This is a genomic window from Streptomyces sp. NPDC007971 (assembly GCF_042958635.1).
GTDB lineage: Bacteria > Actinomycetota > Actinomycetes > Streptomycetales > Streptomycetaceae > Streptomyces.
Genome location: NZ_JBIBJK010000017.1, coordinates 70,179 through 88,717, shown reverse-complemented (window position 1 = coordinate 88,717; position 18,539 = coordinate 70,179). Strand labels below are relative to the sequence as shown.

Here is an 18,539-nt window from a genome sequence, read left to right as displayed (position 1 = left end):
CACGGGGGCCGGATGACGGGGTTGGTCGTCTCACGCGCGCGGGCACACCGACTGCTGCTCGCCGCCGCACTGCTCACGGTGGGGCTGACCACCGCGGTACTGGCGACGCTCACGGCGTACTCGGGCGCGATCGGCGACGCGGCGCTGCGCCAGGTGCTGAACGCCCCGCGCAACGCGGCCGCCACGGCGCTCGTCGTCAAGGCCGACGTGCCGGCCGGACAGCGCGCCGCCGCCGACACCGCCGTACGGCGGGGCGCCCGCAGGACCTTCGACGGGCTGCCGGTGACCGTGCGGACGCTGCACCGCTCGGGGCCGTACGCGCTGCCCCGCTCCCTGCAGCCGCCCGCCGAGCGAGCGGGCGACCCGGACCTGACGTACTTCGCGGCGCTGGACCGCACGCAGGTGCGGCCGGCCTCCGGCCGGCTCCCGCGCCCGGCCGCGGGCGATGTCGAGGTGGCTCTGCCCCGGGCCGCCGCCCGGCCGCTCGGGCTCGCCCCCGGCGACCGCCTCACCCTGGCCGACCGGCTCGGCGGACACGCGGTGCGGGTGCGCGTCAGCGGGCTGTACCGGCCCGTCGCCGCGGACGCGCCGTACTGGCAGCTGGACGACCTGCTCGGCCGGGGGGTGAAGACCTCCGGCTTCACGACGTACGGGCCGCTGCTCGCCGATCCGTCGGTCCTCACCGGCGGGCGGCTGAGCGCCGGTCCGACGGCCTGGCTGGCGTCGGCCGACTTCCGCCCGGTGACGACCGGGCGGATCGGCGCGCTGCGCGGGGCGGCACGGGCGGGGAGCGGCGCGCTGCGCTCGTCGGGCGACCTGCGCGGTGCGACGGCGGCAACGACTTCGCTGCCGGAGGTCCTGGACCGGGCCGACCGCTCGCTGCTCGTCGCCCGCTCCACCCTGCTGATCGTCGCGCTCCTGCTGGTGCTGCTCGCCGGGTACGCGCTGCTGCTGGTGGCCCGGCTGCTGGGCGGCGAACGGGCGGCCGAGACCCGGCTGCTGAGAGCCCGCGGCGCCTCGCGCGCCCGGGTCGCGGGCCTCGCCCTGGCCGAGTCCCTGCTGCTGGCCCTGCCCGCGGCCGTCTGCGCGCCCCTGCTCGCCGGCCCCCTCACCACCCTCCTGACCGCCCACGGCCCCCTGAGCCGTCTCGGCCTCCATCTGCACCTGCCGCCCGCCGGCAGCCCCGCCGTCCGGCTGACGGCAGCCGTGACGGCCCTGGGCTGCGCCCTGCTGGTGGCGGTACCGGCACCGACGGGGGCCGGCACGGACCGGCCCCGCCCGAGGCGGCTCAGGTTCCTTTCCGCGAGGGGGAGCGCAGCGGGCCTGCGCGCCGGCGCCGATCTCGGGCTGCTCGCCGTGGCCGGGGTGACGTACTGGCAGGTGCGGCAGCAGGACTCGGGCGGTGTCGCGGCCGACCGGTCGGGGGCGCTCGGGGTGGATCCGCTGCTGGTGGCCGCGCCCGCGCTGGCGCTGCTCGCCGGGACCGTGCTGACGCTGCGGCTGCTGCCGCCGGTGGCCCGGCTCGCGGAGCGGGGGGCGGCGGCCGGGCGGGGACTGCCGATGGCGCTGGCCGGCTGGCAGTTCAGCCGCCGCACCGCGCGGCAGGCGGGCCCGGTGCTGCTGCTCGTGCTCGCCGTCGCCCTCGGCATGCTGGCCCTGGGGCAGGCGGCCTCCTGGGACCGCTCGCAGGACGACCAGGCCGACTTCCGCGCCGGGGCGCCGGTGCGGGTGCTGTCCGGGGGCGGGGGCGGGCTGGGCGGCACGGACCGGTACGCGGCCCTGGCGCGGGTGCGCGAGGCCGTCCCCGCCGTACGGGCCGACGAGGCGGTGTCCGGTGACCGCACCGCCACCGTGCTGGCCATGGACACCGCGTACGCGGCAGACACGATGCTGATGCGGCCGGACCTGGCGGACGTACCGGTGAAAACGCTGATCGCCGGGCTCGCCCCGAAGGACTCCCCGGCCGGGACCGGGGTGCCGGCGCACACCGCGCGACTGCGGCTGACGGCGAGCCTGCACAGCTCCACCGGTCCCGGCACGACAGCGGACGTCACGGTCACGCTGGAGGACCGCCACGGGGTGCCCTACCAGCTGCCGCTCGGGCAGCTCCCCGCCGACGGCCGCCCGCACACCCTCGCCCTCGACCTCACCTCCTCCCCCGGCCCGGCGGCCCTCACGGCACTCCAGCTGGACATGACCCAGCCCGCCGGGCGCGCCGAGCGGCACCGGCTCACCGTCCGGGACCTGACCGCCGTCGCGGCCGACGGGACCGAGCGCCCGCTCGCGCTGCCGGCCTCCTGGACGACGGCCGCGCAGACCGGCGGCGCCGCCGTCACGGCCCCGGCCACCAGCCCCACCCGCCCCCGCGTCGTCTCCACCCGCCCGCTGACCGTCACCTACGGCACCGGGTACCTCCCGGACGCGGACATCCGGACGATCGCCACCCTGTCCGTCCAGCTCCAGGTGGCACGGCCCGCACCGCCCGAGGTGAGGGCCGTCGCGACCGACCGCTTCCTGGACTCGGCGGGCGCCCGGCCCGGGCAGCGCGTGGACGTGGTGATCGACGGCCAGAGCCTGCCGGTGCGGATCGTGCGGTCGGTGCGGGCGCTGCCCACGACCGGCGCCCCGGTGAACTCCGCCGCCCACGACGGCGGTGCCGTCCTGGTCGATCTGCACGCCGCCGAGCGCGCGCTGCAGGCTCGGTACGGGCAGAGCGTCGCGCCCACCGAGTGGTGGCTGCGCACCGCGCCCGGCGAGGCGGCCCGGGTGGCCGCCGCGGTGCGGGCGCTGCCCGACGTGGACCCCGGGCAGGTGGTGGTGCGGGGCGAGATCGCCGCCGAGCTGCGCGGCGACCCCTTCGGCGCGGGCCCCACGGCCGCGTTCGCCGCGGCGGCCGTGGTGGCGGCGGCCCTCGCCGTGGTGGGCTTCGCCGTGGGCACGGCCGGTTCGCTGCGCGCGCGGGACGCGGAGTTCGCGGTGCTGCGCGCTCTCGGCGCGCCGCGCCGCCGGCTGGCCCGGACGATCGCCGCCGAGCAGGCCGTCCTGGTGGGCCTGGCGCTGGTGGTCGGGGTCGCCCTGGGCACCGTACTGGCCCGGGGCGTACTGCCGTTGATCGTGCTGACCGGCGAGGCTTCCCGGCCCGTACCGGATCTGCTCGTCCGGCTCCCGCCGGGCCGTACGGCGCTGCTGCTCGCGGCGGTCGCCGCGGGCCCGATCGTGGTCTCGGCGGTGGCGGCGCTGCGCCGGGCCGATCCCGCGCGGGCGCTGCGCGAACAGGGGGGTGAGTGACATGGGTTCCGTACCGCCCGTCGCACCCTGGGTGCGGACCAGGCTGCGGGCCGCGCCCGGCGCCGCCCTGGCGCTCGCGCTGCTGGTCGCGCTGACCGCCTGCCTGGCCGCCGCCTTCCCGCGCGCGGTCGACCGCTACGAGGACGCGGGCCTGCGGCACGCCCTCGGGCAGGCCCGCCCGGAGCGCACCACCCTGCAGCTCAGCGCGCCGCTGCCGGTCCCGGGCAGCACCTCGGGCGACCCGGCCACGACGCTCCGCCCCGACGTGCTCAAGCGGCAGTTCGAGAAGCTGCTCACGGTCCTCGGCGGTCCCCTGCGCATCGACGCTGCCCAGTCCTCGTACGGTGTCGCCACGGACACCGACCCGGCCGTGCCCGACCCGTGGATCCCGCGCCCGAGCGGCCTGCCCGCCCATGTCCGGCTGGCCGCACCGAGCGGCCTGGCCGAGCACGCGGCCGTCCGCGCGGGCCGCCTGCCCCGCGTCTCGGGCCCGGTGGACGCCAATTCGCCCGGGGTGGAGGCCGCCGTCACCGCCGCCACCGCCAAGGCCCTGCACATCAGGATCGGTTCGGTCGTCCATGTGCCCGGCGTCGCCCGTGCCCCGCTCGCCGTCCGCGTCACCGGCATCCTCGACCCTCGCGACCCGGCCGGCGCGTACTGGTCGACCGTGCCGCTGCTGCGCACGCCCACGCTCGTCCCGCTGCCCGTGCCCGGCCCGGTGCAGAAGTACTGGCTCGGCGCGCTCCTGCTCCCCCAGAAAGCGGCCCCCGCTCTGCTCGGCACCCGCGGAGAACCCGCCCGCCACTGGTACTTCGCGCCCGGCCTCGGCGGTCTGCGCGCCCATGACCTGGGCCGTCTGACGTCCGCCGTCGCCTCCCTGGAGTCCGGCCCCGGCCTGCGGCGCGCCCGCGCCCTCACCGACCCGGACGCCGACGTCGACACCGGCCTGGACGGCGTCATCGCCTCCTTCTCCCGTCTGCGCTCCGGCATCTCCCCGCTGGTGGCGGTGGCCGCGACCGGCACCGGCACGGTCGCCGTCGTCGTCCTGCTGATGGCGGGCAACCTGGCCGCCGACCGGCGCCGCACCGAACTCGCCCTGCTGCGCGCCCGGGGCGTCTCCCTGCCCGGCCTGGCCGGCCGGCTGCTGGCCGAGACCGCGGTGGTCGCCGTACCCGCGGGGGCACTCGGCCTGGCGGGCGCGCTGCTCCTGGTGCCCGGCGGCCGCATCGGCCCCTCCGTCGCCGCCGCCCTGGCCGTGACCGCCACCGCCTGCGCCGCCCTCCCGCTGCGCGCCGCGCTCGCCCACCGCTCGGTGCGGGTGACGGCGCCGCGTGAGGACCTGACCGCCGTACGGCCCTCCCGGCGCCGCACGGTCGCCGAGCTGACGCTGCTGGTGCTGGCGGCCGGGGCGGTGGCGACCCTGCGCCGGAGCGGCACCTCGGCCGGTCAGCCGGTCGCGGCGGCCCCCGTGCTGACCGGCGTCGTCGCGGCCTTGCTGCTGCTGCGCCTCCATCCCCCGCTGCTGCGCCGGCTGGGCCGCCCGGCCGGGCGGCTGCGCGGGGCCGTGGGCCACCTCTCCCTGGCCCGCGCGGCACGCACACAGACCTCCTCGGTACTGCCCCTGCTGGCCCTGCTGACCGCGCTGACCACGGCGGCGTTCGGCGGTTCGGTGCTCACGGGGGTGGCCGCCGCCCGGGACCATGCGGCCCTGCTCACCGTGGGCGCCGACGCCCGCGTGGACGCCGCCGCCCCGCTGCCCGCAAACCTGGCCGGGCGGGTGCGGACGCTGCCCGGGGTGCACGCGGTGACGGCGGTGAGCATCGCGTACGACGCGAAACCGGAGGACGGCGAGGAGACGGTGCCCCTGGTGGGCGTGGACCCCTCCGCGTACGCCGAGTTGTCGGCGCACACGGCTCTGGGCCCCTTCTCCGCAAGGCAGTTGAAGGCCGCGCACGCCGTCTTTGCCGTGGCCTCCCCCTCCGTGGCACGGGCGTACGGCACCCGCCGCCCCTTCCCCGTACGCCTGGAGGACGGCAGCTCGGTCAGCGTCCGGATCACCGCCGTCCGCGACCGCACCCCGGCGGTGCCCGGTGCCGACTTCCTGGTCGTCGACCGGGCCGGGCTCCCCGCGGCGGCCGCCCGCCCGACGGCACTGCTGCTGACCGGCGACCGCCTGGCGGCGGGGGCGCTGCGACGTGCGGCGGCCACCGCCTCGGCCGCGGTGCGGGTACGGGCCGAGCAGCGGGAACGCTACGCCGACTCACCCCTGCAGACCGGCGCCGAGCACGTCTACACGGCGGGCGTCGCCGCGGGCGCGGGCTTCGCCGTCCTCGCCCTGCTCCTCGCCCTGCTGCGGGCGGCTCCCGAACGCGCCGCGCTCCTCGCCCGCCTGCGCACCATGGGCCTCACCCGCGCCCAGGGCCGTCGCCTCCTCGTCCTGGAGTCCCTCCCCCAGGCCCTCCTCGCGGCAGCCGGCGGCACCCTGACCGGCTGGGCGGCCATCCGCCTCCTTGCCCCCGGCATCGACCTGACCGCCATCGCCCTGCCCACGGCCCCCTCCCCCCGCACGGCAGCCGAACTGCACCCCGACCCCTGGTCCCTGACCCTGCCCGCGATCACGGTCCTGGTGGTGGCGGTCGGGGTGGCGGGCCTCCAGGCGTGGTGGACGGGGAGACGGGGATCGGTGGGGGAACTGAGGGCGGGGGACGGCCGATGAACGACTCCGGCCCGGCCGCGCCCGGCGGGCGCGGGGGAACGATCCCAGCCCGGGCCCGGCCGCGGCACCCGGCACCCGGCACCCGGCACCCACTCAGGAGACCCCATGACCACCGACCGCCACCGCAAGGGCAGTCCCGACCCCACCTTCGCCGACCTCGCCGGGCGGGTCGCCGAGACCCGCAACGCCCCCGCCTTCGGTCACGACGCCCTCATCACCTGCGACCGGCTCGTCCGCATCTTCTCCGCGGACGGCATCGAGGTACAGGCCCTCCAGGGGCTCGATCTCCTCGTCCGTGAAGGCGAGTTGATGGCCCTGGTGGGGGCCTCGGGCAGCGGCAAGTCCACCCTGATGAACATCCTCGCCGGCCTGGACACCCCCACCGCGGGAGCGGCCCGGGTGGCCGGCCGCGACCTGCTCGCCATGACGGCCCGCGACCGCCTGGCCTACCGCCGCGAGACCGTCGGCTTCGTCTGGCAGCAGACCTCCCGCAACCTCCTGCCCTATCTGACCGCGGCCCAGAACGTCGCCCTCCCCCTCCAGCTGTCCGGCACCCGTTCCCGCCGCCGCGCCCGCGCCGAACGCGCCCTGGAACTGCTGGAGCTGCTCCAGGTGGCCGACTGCCGCGATCGCCGCCCGCACGAGATGTCCGGCGGCCAGCAGCAGCGCGTCGCCATCGCGGTGGCTCTCGCGAACGCTCCCGCGGTCCTCCTCGCCGACGAGCCGACCGGCGAACTCGACTCCCACACCGCCACGCAGATCTTCGAGGCGTTCCGCACGGCGAACGAGTCCCTGGGCACCACGATCGTGATCGTCACCCACGACCAGGCGGTGGCCGGCGAGGTCCGCCGCACGGTCGCCATCCGTGACGGCCGCACCTCCACCGAGGTACTGCGCCGCAGCGAGGTGGACGCCACGACCGGTCACGAGACGGTGGTCGCCCGCGAGTACGCCATGCTCGACCGCGCCGGCCGCCTCCAGCTGCCCGCCGAGTACACCAAGGCGCTGTACATGCGCGACCGCGTCGCACTGGAACTGGAACCGGACCACATCGGGGTGTGGCCGGACGACACCGGGGAGAAGCGGAAACCGGCGTGAGGCCGCTCGGCGCACCCTGAGACCTGTGTGAGCCGGGCCAGGGCACCCCTGAGCCGTGAGGCGGGCCAGTGCATTGAAGCCCGTGGCGGCCGGGGCACCGCACCCTGACGTCCGTGTGAGGCCGTTCAGCGCACGCTGACGCCGAGGGCTCCGAGGCCCGCACGCCGCACCGCGACCGACCCGTACGGCGTCCGCAGCCGCAGCCATGCCCCGGACGAGAACAGCCCGGTGTCGTCCGCGCCGGCACCCGGCCGCAGGAAGCCCAGGGACTGCGCGGCATGCACGGCCCGCACCGGAAGCCGGGTCTGGCCGATCTCCCGGGACCAGATGTCCCGGCCGATTCCGTCCAGCTCCGCACGGGTGCGCCGCTCGGGCGTCAACTCCTGTGTGCGGGAACGGAATTCGGCGACCGCGTCGGCCACCGTCGTGCGCAGTGTCTCCGGCGCGGGCAGCCCCGGCTCGGGCCGCCAGCCGCCACGCGGCGGCAGGACGCCGGCCCACGGCGGTCCGGTGACCGCGGCCGGCACGGCGGCCGTGGCCGCCCGCTCGTCGAGGGACTCCAGGAACTCGCCGGCGGAGACGGTCACGTCGAGCGTGACGTCGAGCCCGTTCTCGTACGGCTTGGCGAGCCCCACCGCGCGGACCGCCAGCACCTCGAAGGACGGCGGCCGCCCGAACACGGCGAGCGCCGTCCCGGCCGCCTGCAGGCGCACCGCGGCTCCACGGTCGTAGTGGAGCAGCCGGGAGAGGAAGGCGGCGAGGTCGCCCGCCTCCGTCTCGTCGGCCAGGTGGAGCACCGTCATGCGGCGACGGCCTCCTTGTCGCCGCCCGCCTCGGCCGCCTGAGCCCCGTCGGTGTACTGCTGGAGGAACGCGCGCTCACCGTCGGTGATCCGGCGCGGCCGTCCGGCCTCGAAGTCGAACGGCACGACGACCGTCCGTGCTCGCACGTAGACCAGGTCGTCGTCCTTCACCTCGTAGGCGACGGTGAAGGACGCGGCCCTGATCTCGGTGACCCACAGCTCGATGTCCACCGGATGGGGCCGGTGCACGAGCTGCCGCTTGTAGTCGATCTCATGGCGCGCCACCACGGACCCCTGCTGGGACTCCTTGGCCCGGAGGGACGTGAAGTCGATACGCGCCTCCTCCAGATAGCGGAGGAAGATCGCGTTGTTGACATGGCCGTAGGCGTCCATGTCCGACCAGCGCAGCGGACAGCGGTAGATGTGCCGCAAGATCGATCAGCCCCGGGTCAGCTTCTTGTAGGTGGCGCGGTGCGGACGGGCGGCGTCCGCGCCGAGCCGCTCGACCTTGTTCTTCTCGTACGACTCGAAGTTGCCCTCGAACCAGAACCACTTGGACTCGCCCTCGTAGGCGAGGATGTGGGTGGCGACGCGGTCGAGGAACCACCGGTCGTGGGAGACGACCACGGCGCAGCCCGGGAACTCCAGCAGCGCGTTCTCCAGGCTGGACAGGGTCTCGACGTCCAGGTCGTTGGTGGGCTCGTCGAGGAGCAGCAGGTTGCCGCCCTGCTTGAGGGTCAGCGCCAGGTTGAGCCGGTTGCGCTCACCGCCGGAGAGCACACCCGCGGGCTTCTGCTGGTCCGGACCCTTGAAACCGAAGGCCGAGACGTAGGCGCGCGAGGGCATCTCCACCTGGCCGACGTTGATGTAGTCCAGCTCGTCGGAGACGACGGCCCACAGCGTCTTCTTCGGGTCGATGTTCTCGCGGCTCTGGTCGACGTACGAGATCTTGACGGTCTCGCCGACCTTGATGGAGCCGGAGTCGGGCTGCTCAAGGCCCTGGATCATCTTGAAGAGGGTCGTCTTGCCGGCGCCGTTCGGGCCGATGACACCGACGATGCCGTTGCGCGGCAGCGTGAAGCTGAGGTCGTCGATGAGGACCTTCTCACCGAAGGCCTTGTTGAGGTTGTTGACCTCGACGACCACGTTGCCCAGACGCGGGCCCGGCGGGATCTGGATCTCCTCGAAGTCCAGCTTCCGCATCTTGTCGGCCTCGGCGGCCATCTCCTCGTAGCGCGCGAGACGGGCCTTGGACTTGGCCTGGCGCCCCTTGGCGTTCGACCGCACCCACTCCAGCTCGTCCTTCAGACGCTTCTGCCGCTTGGCGTCCTTCGCACCCTCGACCTTGAGGCGGGTGGCCTTGGTCTCCAGGTACTTGGAGTAGTTGCCCTCGTAGCCGTGCAGGCGTCCGCGGTCGACCTCGCAGATCCAGCCGGCCACGTTGTCCAGGAAGTACCGGTCGTGGGTGACGGCCACGACGGTGCCCTCGTACTTGGCGAGGTGCTGCTCCAGCCAGTTCACCGACTCGGCGTCGAGGTGGTTGGTGGGCTCGTCGAGGAGCAGCAGGTCGGGGGCCTCCAGCAGCAGCTTGCAGAGCGCGACGCGGCGCTTCTCACCACCGGAGAGGTTGGTGACGGGCCAGTCGCCGGGCGGGCAGCCCAGCGCGTCCATGGCCTGCTCCAGCTGGGCGTCGAGGTCCCAGGCATTGGCGTGGTCCAGCTCCTCCTGCAGCTTGCCCATCTCGTCGAGCAGCGCGTCGGAGTAGTCGGTCGCCATCAGCTCGGCGATCTCGTTGAACCGGTCGAGCTTGCCCTTGGTCTCGGCGACACCCTCCTGGACGTTCTCCAGGACGGTCTTCTCCTCGGTGAGCGGCGGCTCCTGGAGCAGGATGCCCACGCTGTAGCCCGGCGACAGGAACGCGTCGCCGTTCGACGGCTGCTCGAGCCCCGCCATGATCTTCAGCACGGTCGACTTACCGGCACCGTTCGGGCCGACGACGCCGATCTTGGCACCCGGCAGGAAGTTCAGGGTGACGTCGTCGAGGATCACCTTGTCGCCGTGCGCTTTGCGCGCCTTGCGCATGGTGTAAATGAACTCAGCCAAGAGAAACCGTCCGGCAGCTTGAAATCTGGCAGTGGGCAGATACACCCCATCTTGCCTGAACGCCAGGCTTGGGTGTTAACCCGTTTGGTCCGGGGGCTGTGACCTGGGGTTTCGTGGGTGGCGGCGGCAGCCCGGCCGTCACTGTCGGTCGCTGCCGGGTGGCCACGGGGAGCCCCGGGGAGCCTCGGACGGCCTTGGGGCGGCCCAGGAACGGCCCCGAGGCGGCTCGGGGCGCGGCCTGGGGCGACCCGGGGCGCCCTGGAGGAGCCTCACCCCCGTGCGGATCCATTTCGGGCCCGTGGGAGTCGTCGTTCTGGTGGTCGGCGGCGTCGGTCCGGTCCTCCCGGTCCGCTTGCCTGCCCACGGACCTTCACGTCCGCCCGGAACGGCGACCCGTCGGGCTGCTCCCGCGCGGACGAGCCGGACCACCCGCGCCCGCACCCGCTGCCGGGGGCTCGGCGACGTACGTGCCGATGGCCGATCCGGCCCGCCCCTCCAGCACACCGTGGGAGATCAGCAGCTCCTGAGCCCGCCGGACCGCGTTCTCGCCCGCGCCGCACTCCGAGTGGAGCCGGGTGAGGGCGTCAGCCACGGGGCAGCAGGAGGCGGGACAGGGCGGCGGTGGCGAGGAGGAGGGCGGCGACGGCGAGGAGGCCGATACGCATGCCCGGGAGGGAGAAGCCCCCGCCGGGGCCGGAGAGCAGGCTGCCGAAGAGGGCGACGGCAAGCGCACCACCGGTCTGGCGGAACGAGTTGAGCAGCCCCGACGCTGTCCCCGCGCGCTCTCCCGGGACGGCGTCCATCAGCAGCGCGGTCAGCGCGGGCACCACGAGCGCCCCACCGACGCTCAGTGGCAGCAGCAGGACCAGCACCAGCCACACCGGGGTGTGCGCGGCCATCGGCAGCATGGCCAGCATCGCTGCGGTGAAGATCAGCTGCCCGGCGACGATCACCGGCCGCCGCCCGATCCGCTCCGCCAGCCGCGGCGAGACCAGGTTGGTCGTGGTCACCACCGCGGACATCGGGACGAACATCAGCCCGGCCGCGGTCCCCGACATTCCTCGCAGCTGCTGGTAGTAGAGCCCGAGGAGGAAGATCCCGCCGTAGAAGGCCGCGTTGACGGCGAAACCGACCGCCAGCGGGACGGCCACCCTGCGGTCCGTCAGCATGCCCAGCGGGACCATGGGCTGACGGTGCCGGGCCTCCACCAGGCGGAAGGCGCACCCGGAGGCGACGGCGAGCGCGGCGGCGGCCAGCACGGGGCCGCTGGTCCAGCCCAGGTGGCCGCCCTCGATCACCGCGAAGGCAAGCCCGGCCAGGGCCAGTACGGCGGTGAGCTGGCCTCCGCCGTCCATCGCGGCGGACCGGCGCGCGGAGCGCGGTACCCGGACCAGCAGGCCCAGGATCACCGCGCCCACCGGGAGGTTGAGCAGGAAGACCGACCGCCAGCCGGCCGAGTCGGTGAGCAGCCCGCCCAGCACCGGACCCGCGGCCATGGCCACCGATCCACCGACCGTCCACAGCGCGATGGCGCGGGCACGCGCCCGGGCGTCCTCGTAGGCCTGCCGGACCAGCGCCAGCGAGGCCGGCATCACGACCGCGGCGGCCACGCCCTGCGCCACGCGCGCGCCGACCAGCACGCCTATGTCGGGCGCCAGTGCGCAGCCGAGGGAGGCGAGGGTGAACAGGGCCACGCCCCAGGCGTAGGCGCGGCGTGCGCCCGCACGATCGGCGAGGGCGCCGGCGGAGATCATCAAGGCCGCGAACATCAGGGTGTACGCGTCCACCACCCACTGCAGTCCGGTCATCCCGCCGCTGAGGGACTTCCCTATCGCGGGCAGGGCGATGTTGACGGCCGAGACGTCGATGGTGATCACCGTGAAGCCGAGCAGCGCGGCGACCAGCGCGACGCCGCCGCGCCGCGGCACGGTGGGGGCGCCGGCCGGCGGCCCGGCTGGTCGGAACCGGTGCGGCTGTCGTCGCCGCAGCGTGGACGCCGGGGACTGCTGACCGTGCCCAGGGGCGATCGCGGTGGACGCGGACGTGGAGAGGGCAGAGGTGGGTCGCATGGTGAACTCCTGTGTGAGCAATCCGAATCGACTGAAAGCCGGAGGGAATCGGCGGGCGGCTCCGGCCTGCCGGGGCCGCGGTCCTGTGCCTCGCACCCCCTGGGCCCCGGCGGCCGGGCCGCCCGCTGCGGGAACAACTCTCCGCCCCCGCACGGCCGCCTGGCAGACCGGGCTGTTCCCGGGGTGCGGCGTTCCAGGCCCTGACAGGGCCCCCCACGTTCCCGGTCCACCTGCCACAATGGGCCGAATGGCAGCAGCAGACGCACGGGGCACCGAACTCGGCAGATACCTGAAGGCCCGCAGGGCGCAGGTCCGCCCGGAGGAGGTCGGCCTCCCGGCCGGCGCGGGACTGCGCCGCACTCCCGGACTGCGCAGGGAGGAGCTGGCCGCGCTGGCCGGAGTGAGCGTCGACTACTACATCCGCCTGGAGCGCGGCCGGGAGACCAACCCCTCACCCGCCGTCGTGGACGCCCTCGGCCGCGCCCTGCGACTGCGCGGCGACGCCTACGAACGCCTGCACGAGCTCGTGGAGTTGGCCTCCGGCCGGATCGGTGAACTGCCCGCCTCCTCCGATCACACCGTCCGCGACTCGGTGCTGCGGATGCTGGAGTCGGTGCGTCCGCTCCCCGCCTACGTGGTGAGCCGCTACAACCGCATACTGGCCGCGAATCCGCCCGGCCGGCGACTGCTGCCCGGACTCTGGGACTGGCCGCAGGACCAGCGCAACCTGACCCGCTATCTCTTCCTCCACCCGGTCGGCCGGACGCTCTACCAGCCGTGGGAGGAGACGGTCGCGCTCTCGGTGGCGCATCTGCGGGCGGTCGCCGGAGCGGACCCGGACGACCCCGAGCTGACCACGCTCGTCGGCGAACTGGTGCTGAAATCACCGGAGTTCGCGCAGCTCTGGGAGCGGTACGACGTCTGCGAACGCGGCGGCGGGCAGAAGTCCTTCCAGCACCCGAAGGTCGGACCGATGACCCTGACCTACGAGGTCATGCAGCTGGCCCGGACGGGCGGCCAGCGGATGGTGGTCTACCAGGCAGCACCCGGCACCCCGGACGAGACGGCCATGCTCCGCCTGGACTCCGCGGAGACCCGACCGGAGTCGGCGCCCTCGGACCGTCCGGAGCCGGCCGCCGAACCCTGTCCCACCGCCACGCTTGCCCCGGCCCACGCCCCTGCCGGCTGAGCCGTACGTGATGATCACCAAGACCCGGTGGGCCGAGACCTCGGTCGACCAGCTCCTGAAAGCCGCGCGAAAGTAGCGCGCGTTCCTCGGAAGGCGGTCACTCCTCCGTCTGGGTCTCCTTGCGGCGCAGCACCACCAGCACCGCGCCTCCGATCACCACCAGCCCGATGGCCACCCCCGCGATCATCGGGGTGATCGCGGAGCCGCCCGTCGCGGCGAGGTCGGTGTCGGTCGTGGTGGTGTTCGTGTTTCCGCCCACCGTGGCGGGGCTGGGCTCGCCGAGGGTCTGGGCGGATTTCGTGGTCAGCGCACCCTGGGTCTTGCAGTCGAGGATGCCCGTGAAGCGCCGGCTGAAGCCGTTGGGCCCGGTGATCGTGAAGTCGTAGGCCTGGTCCTCCTGGAGCGGGACCGTCACCGTGCGGGAGGCCCCGGCCGCAATGGTGTGCTCGGCGCCCATCAGCCGGAAGGTGAAGGGCTGGTCCCCCTTGTTGGTCGCGGTGACGTCCACGCCTTGCGCGGCGCAGTTCTTCCGGGCCGACACAGCCGGTATGGCGCCCTTGGCCGCCCAGGTCGCACCCGCGGTCGCGGAGACCGTCGACTCGCTGGAACCGGCCAGGATCTGCGTCTGGCTACGGCTCTCGGAGGCGAACGCCCGGCCCACCGGCACGGTGGTCGACGCCTGCACGGTCAGCTGGGCGGAACCGGCCGGGGCGTCCTTCGGGACGGCGAAGTACAGCCGGCTCCCGTCCGTCGCCGACTTGATCACCTTGCCGGTCTTGTCGATGATCCGGACCCCGCTGGTGGCCGCGTCCGCAGGCGGGACCACCGTGACGCCGCCCGCGTTGGTGTGCACGGTCACCGGCCCGAGCACAGCACCGGGGCGGCCGGAGACCTCGGGCGGGTCGAGCGTCAGCGAGGCCTGCGGCTCGGCGCTGTTCCGGGCGCTCTTCTCCAGGAAGTCGGCGAGCTTCTCGGCCTGGGGATCCACCGCGTCGACCTTCGCGCCGTCCGAGTAGCGCCAGATGGCCACCTGGGTGCCGGCCGCCGCATCCTGCTCGGTCAGACCGCCTGCTCCCGCCCGCCGGGCGAGCGCCGCGAGGTCGTTGACCTGGGGGTAGGAGTTCTGCAGGATCCAGCGGATCCGGCCGGCGTCCTTGTTGGCGCCCAGCGAGGTGCTGCTCCAGGGCGTCTCCTGGTAGCGGGCGTCGCGCTGGGTGGGGCTGTGGATGTCGACGCAGTACGTCTGCAGGGTGCCGCCGCCGTCCACGGACATCTCGAACAGGCCGGCTGCCACCTGCTGGTCGACGCCGTCCTCGTGGATGACGGCCTGGCCATAGGTCTTCAGGCCGTTGATCGTGGCCGCCGCGCCGCCCTCGGGCTGCGGTCTCCCGTCGGCCACGGCCGTACCGGCGCCGGACAGCACACCCGCTGCCACCACACCGGAGACCATCGTCACGGCGCCGAGGCGGGCCACAGTGACGGACCGAGGAAACCCAGACAACGCAGCAAGCACAGAATTCCCCTTCGAGCAGGACCCGTTGGACGTGGGGGACGGTCCCACCAGCAGAATCGGCAGCCCCGAAGGGCACGCCCGGCATCCTATGGATCACGCGGACCCCGCCCGGCCGGTCAGATCGTCTGATGGCCGATCCGATCCGGAATCGTTATCGCCGGGACCGAACGCGAACCGCGCATATCGACAAATCCACCGCCCTGGCGGGGCGTTGGAGTGCCGGGGGGGCGCAAGTGCCGGGCCGCCGGGGCCGCATCCTCCTGCTGGCTGCGGGTCGCGGAGCACGGTCACGGAACGCGGGGTCGCGGAGCACGGTCACGGAACGCGGGGTCGCGGAACGCCGATCCATCAGGGCGCCGGTGGAGTCGGCGGAGCGGCTGGAGTCGACGCAGCCCGTGGGTCCGGTGAACCCGTGAGTCCGGTGAGTCCGGTGGAGTGGGCGGAGCGGGCGGAGCGGTGGCTCGGGTGACGTCACGCCTGTGATGTCACGTCACCGCCGCCGGCTCCGGATGCTGTTGGGCCCGGTCGCCGTCGGGCGCAGCGGCGGGCGGAGTCTCCCAGTCGGGCTCCGGCCGTACCGCCGTCGGTGCCTCCGGTTTGGCCGCGCGGCGGAAGGCCGCGGTGCCCCGGGCCAGGTCGTGGCCGATGGCCACCGCGTCGACGTCGGCCGACGTCCGGCTCTGCTGCCCCTCGCGCTGGTCCGTACGCACCTTCAGCCGGCCCTGCACGACCACGGGCTGCCCCACCTCCACCGAGGCCATCACGTTGACGGCGAGCTGGCGGTTGGCCCACACCGTGAAGAAGTTGGTGTGCCCGTCCGTCCAGGCGCTCTTCTCCCGGTCCCAGTAGCGCGAGGTCACCGCCAGCCGGAACCGCGCCGACGGGCCCGCCGCCAGCTCCCGGTACACCGGCGGCGTCGCCACGTTGCCCACCACACAGACCACGGTCTCGTTCATCGCGAACCCCTCCCTCGCCCGGCCGCCCCTTGCCGCCGGGCGGACACGCGTACGGGCCCCTCCCGTACGGCTGCGTCTGCCGTGCCCGGCGCACGCGTGCCGCGTACGCCGTCGCACTTCACGCCGATCGACGAGCCGCTCGCCCTGCCTCTCGCCGGGCGTGCGACGCGATCGCCGTGGGATCAGACTGCCTCCGCCGGGCCGGGCCCGCTGAGCGCTGTGGACGGCCGGTCACCTGTGGAAAACCCCGCCACCCGAACGAGTGATGGTCATCCCCCGGCCCCCTCACCCACCCCTGCCGGCCGCCCGGCCTCACCCCACCCCGGCCCGCGCCACCCGCCCGTACTGCTCCCGTACCTCCCGGTACCGCAGCAGCTCAGACGCCAGCGGATCGAGCACCCGGGCCCGCCCGCAGCCCGCGGCCGCTTCCCGCAGCCGCCGTTCGGCATCCTGTCCGTACCGTCGCGCCGGGCCCCGGGCCGCCATCCGGCAGCCCCACTCCACCATCGGGCCGCCGACGATCCCGCACACCATCAGCAGCACCGGCACCCCGAGATTGGGCGCCATGACCCCGGCGATCTGGCCCGCGAGCCACGCACCGCCCACGATCTGCAGCAGCGTCATGGCCGCCTGGACCAGCACCGCGACCGGCCACCATCCCGGCCGCGGCGGTCGTCCGGGCGGCAGACCGGCCCGCGCCGCCAGGTCGTCCAGCGCCTCGGACAGCCCCTGGGAACCGCGTGCGGCCGCCTCGCGCACGGCCTGTGCCCATGGCACGGGCAGCCCGTCCGAGGCCCGGTCGGACACCGTACGGACGGCCTGCTCCACCCGCTGGCGGGCCGTGGCCTCCTCGTCGGGGGGCCGCACCGCGATCCGTCCGGTCGTGTGTTCGCCACGGTTCTGGTACCAGCGCCACAGCCGCAGCCAGGGGGTGCCGCAGGCCCGGTTGGCGTTGCGCAGCCAGGCGCGCTCGGCGGCCTCCCCGGCCGCGATGGCACCCACCGCGTCGGCGAGACGGGCGGCGAACTCCTCCCGTGCCTCCTCGCTGAGGCCGACGGGCCGGCCGGTGGCGTAGACGGGCCGCAGCCGGTCCGCCGCCGCGTCGAGGTCGGCCGCGACCCGGCGGGCCGGGGCACCGCGCTCGGCCACGAATTCACCGAGCGACTCGCGCAGTTCACCGACGCCGTCGCCGGTGAGCGCGGACAGCGCGAGCACGGTGGCGCCCGCTTCGCCGTACTCGCCGAGCGCCACGCCGTCCTCGTCCAGCAGCCGGCGCAGATCGTCCAGGACCTGGTCGGCGGCCTCACCGGGCAGGCGGTCGATCTGGTTGAGGACGACGAACATGACCTCCGCGTGGCCGGCCATGGGCCGCAGATAGCGCTCGTGGAGGACGGCGTCGGCGTACTTCTCCGGGTCGACCACCCAGATGACCGCATCGACGAGCTTCAGGATCCGGTCGACCTGTTCGCGGTGCTGCACGGCCGCCGAGTCGTGGTCGGGCAGGTCGATCAGGACCAGCCCGCTCAGCTGCCCCTCGCCCTCCGGTCCCTGCACGGGCCTGCGGCGCAGCCGGCCGGGGATGCCGAGCCGGTCGATCAGGCCCGCCGCGCCGTCGCTCCAGCTGCACGCGATCGGGGACGCGGTGGTCGGCCGCCGTACGCCCGTCTCTGAAATGGCCACCCCGGCGAGCGCGTTGAACAACTGCGACTTTCCGCTGCCGGTGGCACCCGCGATGGCGACGACGGTGTGCTGACCGGAGAGCTTGCGCCGGGTGGCCGCCTCGTCCAGGACACGGCCCGCCTCGGCGAGGGTGGTGCTGTCCAGGCGGGTACGGGAGAGGCCGACGAGTTCCCGCAGAGCGTCCAGGCGGGAGCGGAGGGGGCCGTCGTAGGCCAGCCGTGCGGGGGTACGGCTGCCCGGACCGCGGCTCGGCTTGTCGAGGACGGAGCCGCGGCCGGCGGCCGCGTCGGCCGTGGCGTTCTCGTTCACGCGCCGGGCGATGAGACCGTCGTCCCAGACCTCGGTGGGGTCGGCCTCCGCGTCCGGGCCGAGGCCGGCCGCCGCCGTGTTCCCGGCCCTTCCCGCGTCCTCGCTCTGCCGGGCGCTCCTGCCCTTCCTGGCGTCCCCGCCCGCCCCCGCGTCCTTGGCCGCTGCACCGTTCCCGGCTGTTGCGACGCTCCTGGCCGCCGCACCGCTTCTGGCCACTGCGCCGTTCCCGGTCGCTGCCACGCTCCTGACCGCCGCACCGCTCCTGGCCACTGCGCCGTTCCCGGTCGCTGCGAGGCTCCTGGCCGCCGTGCTGCTGCCGGCCGCTCCGCCGCTGCCGGCGGTTCCGCCGTTCCCGGCCGCTGCGCCGTCCTTGAGACGGCCGCGCACGCCCCTGCCCGCGTCGGCGCCCCTGCTCGCGTCGGTGTCCCGGGCCACCACGCGCCCGAGCCGCTCCCGGTCCGCACCGCCGGCGCGTTCCGCCCGTTCCTCGGGCACACGCGCGTGGCGGACGCCGTCCGTGCGTGCGTCCCGGTCCTCGGACACACCCACACGCCTTTCCCGGTCCGTGCCATCGGCCCGTTCAGCCCGCTCCATCCGCTCCATCCGGTCCACCCGGTCCACCCGGTCCGCCCGTCCCGCCCGCTCCTCCGGCACGCGCGCGTGCCGGGCGCCGTCCGTCCGTGCGCCCCGGCCCTCCGGCTCGGAGGCGGCGCCGGACTCGGCAGCCCGGTCGGGGAACGGGCCGCTTCCGGCACGGCCCTCGGCGGAGCCTGCGTCCGGGCGAGGCCGGTGACGGTCACCGGCCTCGCCCCCACC

The 18,539-nt window shown here is 74.9% G+C and carries 11 protein-coding genes and 1 pseudogene; 4 read left to right on the top strand and 8 right to left on the bottom strand.

Features of this window, described 5'->3' with window-relative positions; all coding sequences use genetic code 11:
- Window positions 1–12: 12 nt before the first annotated feature.
- From ACFZCP_RS31590 to ACFZCP_RS31580, 3 genes are all read left to right on the top strand, one after another.
- On the top strand, window positions 13–3,288 hold the full coding sequence (locus ACFZCP_RS31590; protein ID WP_391433653.1) for an FtsX-like permease family protein: 3,276 nt from the start codon (window positions 13–15) through the stop codon (window positions 3,286–3,288).
- Between the two features lies 1 nt (window position 3,289).
- Complete coding sequence (locus tag ACFZCP_RS31585; protein WP_391433650.1) at window positions 3,290–6,004, top strand: FtsX-like permease family protein; 2,715 nt, start codon at window positions 3,290–3,292, stop codon at window positions 6,002–6,004.
- A gap of 105 nt (window positions 6,005–6,109) precedes the next feature.
- Complete coding sequence (locus tag ACFZCP_RS31580) at window positions 6,110–7,102, top strand: ATP-binding cassette domain-containing protein (RefSeq protein WP_391433647.1); 993 nt, start codon at window positions 6,110–6,112, stop codon at window positions 7,100–7,102.
- A 125-nt stretch (window positions 7,103–7,227) separates the two neighbouring features.
- Here the strand turns inward: ACFZCP_RS31580 and ACFZCP_RS31575 are convergent, their stop codons facing one another.
- The 5 genes and pseudogenes from ACFZCP_RS31575 to ACFZCP_RS31555 all read right to left on the bottom strand — a co-directional run bounded on the left by ACFZCP_RS31575 (window position 7,228) and on the right by ACFZCP_RS31555 (window position 12,076).
- Window positions 7,228–7,905, bottom strand: a complete 678-nt coding sequence (locus ACFZCP_RS31575) for a hypothetical protein (RefSeq protein ID WP_391433644.1) — start codon at window positions 7,903–7,905, stop codon at window positions 7,228–7,230.
- Entirely contained in the window at window positions 7,902–8,336 is a 435-nt protein-coding gene (locus ACFZCP_RS31570) for a thioesterase family protein (RefSeq protein ID WP_362691565.1), read from the bottom strand. Before ACFZCP_RS31570 ends, ACFZCP_RS31575 begins: the two co-directional genes overlap by 4 nt.
- A 6-nt stretch (window positions 8,337–8,342) precedes the next feature.
- A complete protein-coding gene (gene ettA / locus ACFZCP_RS31565; RefSeq protein WP_391433640.1) occupies window positions 8,343–10,007 on the bottom strand; it encodes an energy-dependent translational throttle protein EttA in 1,665 nt (554 codons plus the stop codon).
- A 325-nt stretch (window positions 10,008–10,332) separates the two neighbouring features.
- Window positions 10,333–10,599, bottom strand: a pseudogene (locus ACFZCP_RS31560) (hypothetical protein); the annotation flags it as partial.
- The gene (locus ACFZCP_RS31555) at window positions 10,592–12,076 is read right to left on the bottom strand and encodes an MFS transporter (protein WP_391433637.1); all 1,485 of its coding nucleotides are present in this window, start codon (window positions 12,074–12,076) and stop codon (window positions 10,592–10,594) included. The gene ACFZCP_RS31555 and the pseudogene ACFZCP_RS31560, both read right to left, overlap by 8 nt.
- Before the next feature lie 247 nt (window positions 12,077–12,323).
- On the opposite strand from ACFZCP_RS31555, the gene ACFZCP_RS31550 reads away from it, so the two are divergent.
- Window positions 12,324–13,265 (top strand): helix-turn-helix domain-containing protein, encoded by a 942-nt coding sequence (locus ACFZCP_RS31550; RefSeq protein ID WP_391433632.1) that lies wholly within the window; start codon window positions 12,324–12,326, stop codon window positions 13,263–13,265.
- A gap of 97 nt (window positions 13,266–13,362) precedes the next feature.
- Here the strand turns inward: ACFZCP_RS31550 and ACFZCP_RS31545 are convergent, their stop codons facing one another.
- The 3 genes from ACFZCP_RS31545 to ACFZCP_RS31535 all read right to left on the bottom strand — a co-directional run bounded on the left by ACFZCP_RS31545 (window position 13,363) and on the right by ACFZCP_RS31535 (window position 18,110).
- Complete coding sequence (locus tag ACFZCP_RS31545; RefSeq protein WP_391433976.1) at window positions 13,363–14,715, bottom strand: TQXA domain-containing protein; 1,353 nt, start codon at window positions 14,713–14,715, stop codon at window positions 13,363–13,365.
- 548 nt (window positions 14,716–15,263) lie between these two features.
- A complete protein-coding gene (locus ACFZCP_RS31540; RefSeq protein ID WP_391433628.1) occupies window positions 15,264–15,734 on the bottom strand; it encodes a single-stranded DNA-binding protein in 471 nt (156 codons plus the stop codon).
- Window positions 15,735–16,046: 312 nt separating this feature from the next.
- Window positions 16,047–18,110, bottom strand: coding sequence for a GTPase (locus ACFZCP_RS31535; RefSeq protein WP_391433972.1), 2,064 nt, complete (start codon window positions 18,108–18,110; stop codon window positions 16,047–16,049).
- Between the last annotated feature and the right edge of the window lie 429 nt (window positions 18,111–18,539).

Coding starts and splice junctions, on each gene's coding strand:
- ACFZCP_RS31555 (WP_391433637.1), bottom strand. CDS start 12,076: ATGCGACCCACCTCTGCCCTCTCCACGTCCGCGTCCACCGCGATCGCC.
- ACFZCP_RS31585 (WP_391433650.1), top strand. CDS start 3,290: ATGGGTTCCGTACCGCCCGTCGCACCCTGGGTGCGGACCAGGCTGCGG.
- ACFZCP_RS31550 (WP_391433632.1), top strand. CDS start 12,324: ATGGCAGCAGCAGACGCACGGGGCACCGAACTCGGCAGATACCTGAAG.
- ACFZCP_RS31540 (WP_391433628.1), bottom strand. CDS start 15,734: ATGAACGAGACCGTGGTCTGTGTGGTGGGCAACGTGGCGACGCCGCCG.
- ACFZCP_RS31580 (WP_391433647.1), top strand. CDS start 6,110: ATGACCACCGACCGCCACCGCAAGGGCAGTCCCGACCCCACCTTCGCC.
- ACFZCP_RS31545 (WP_391433976.1), bottom strand. CDS start 14,715: ATGGTCTCCGGTGTGGTGGCAGCGGGTGTGCTGTCCGGCGCCGGTACG.
- ACFZCP_RS31590 (WP_391433653.1), top strand. CDS start 13: ATGACGGGGTTGGTCGTCTCACGCGCGCGGGCACACCGACTGCTGCTC.
- ACFZCP_RS31575 (WP_391433644.1), bottom strand. CDS start 7,905: ATGACGGTGCTCCACCTGGCCGACGAGACGGAGGCGGGCGACCTCGCC.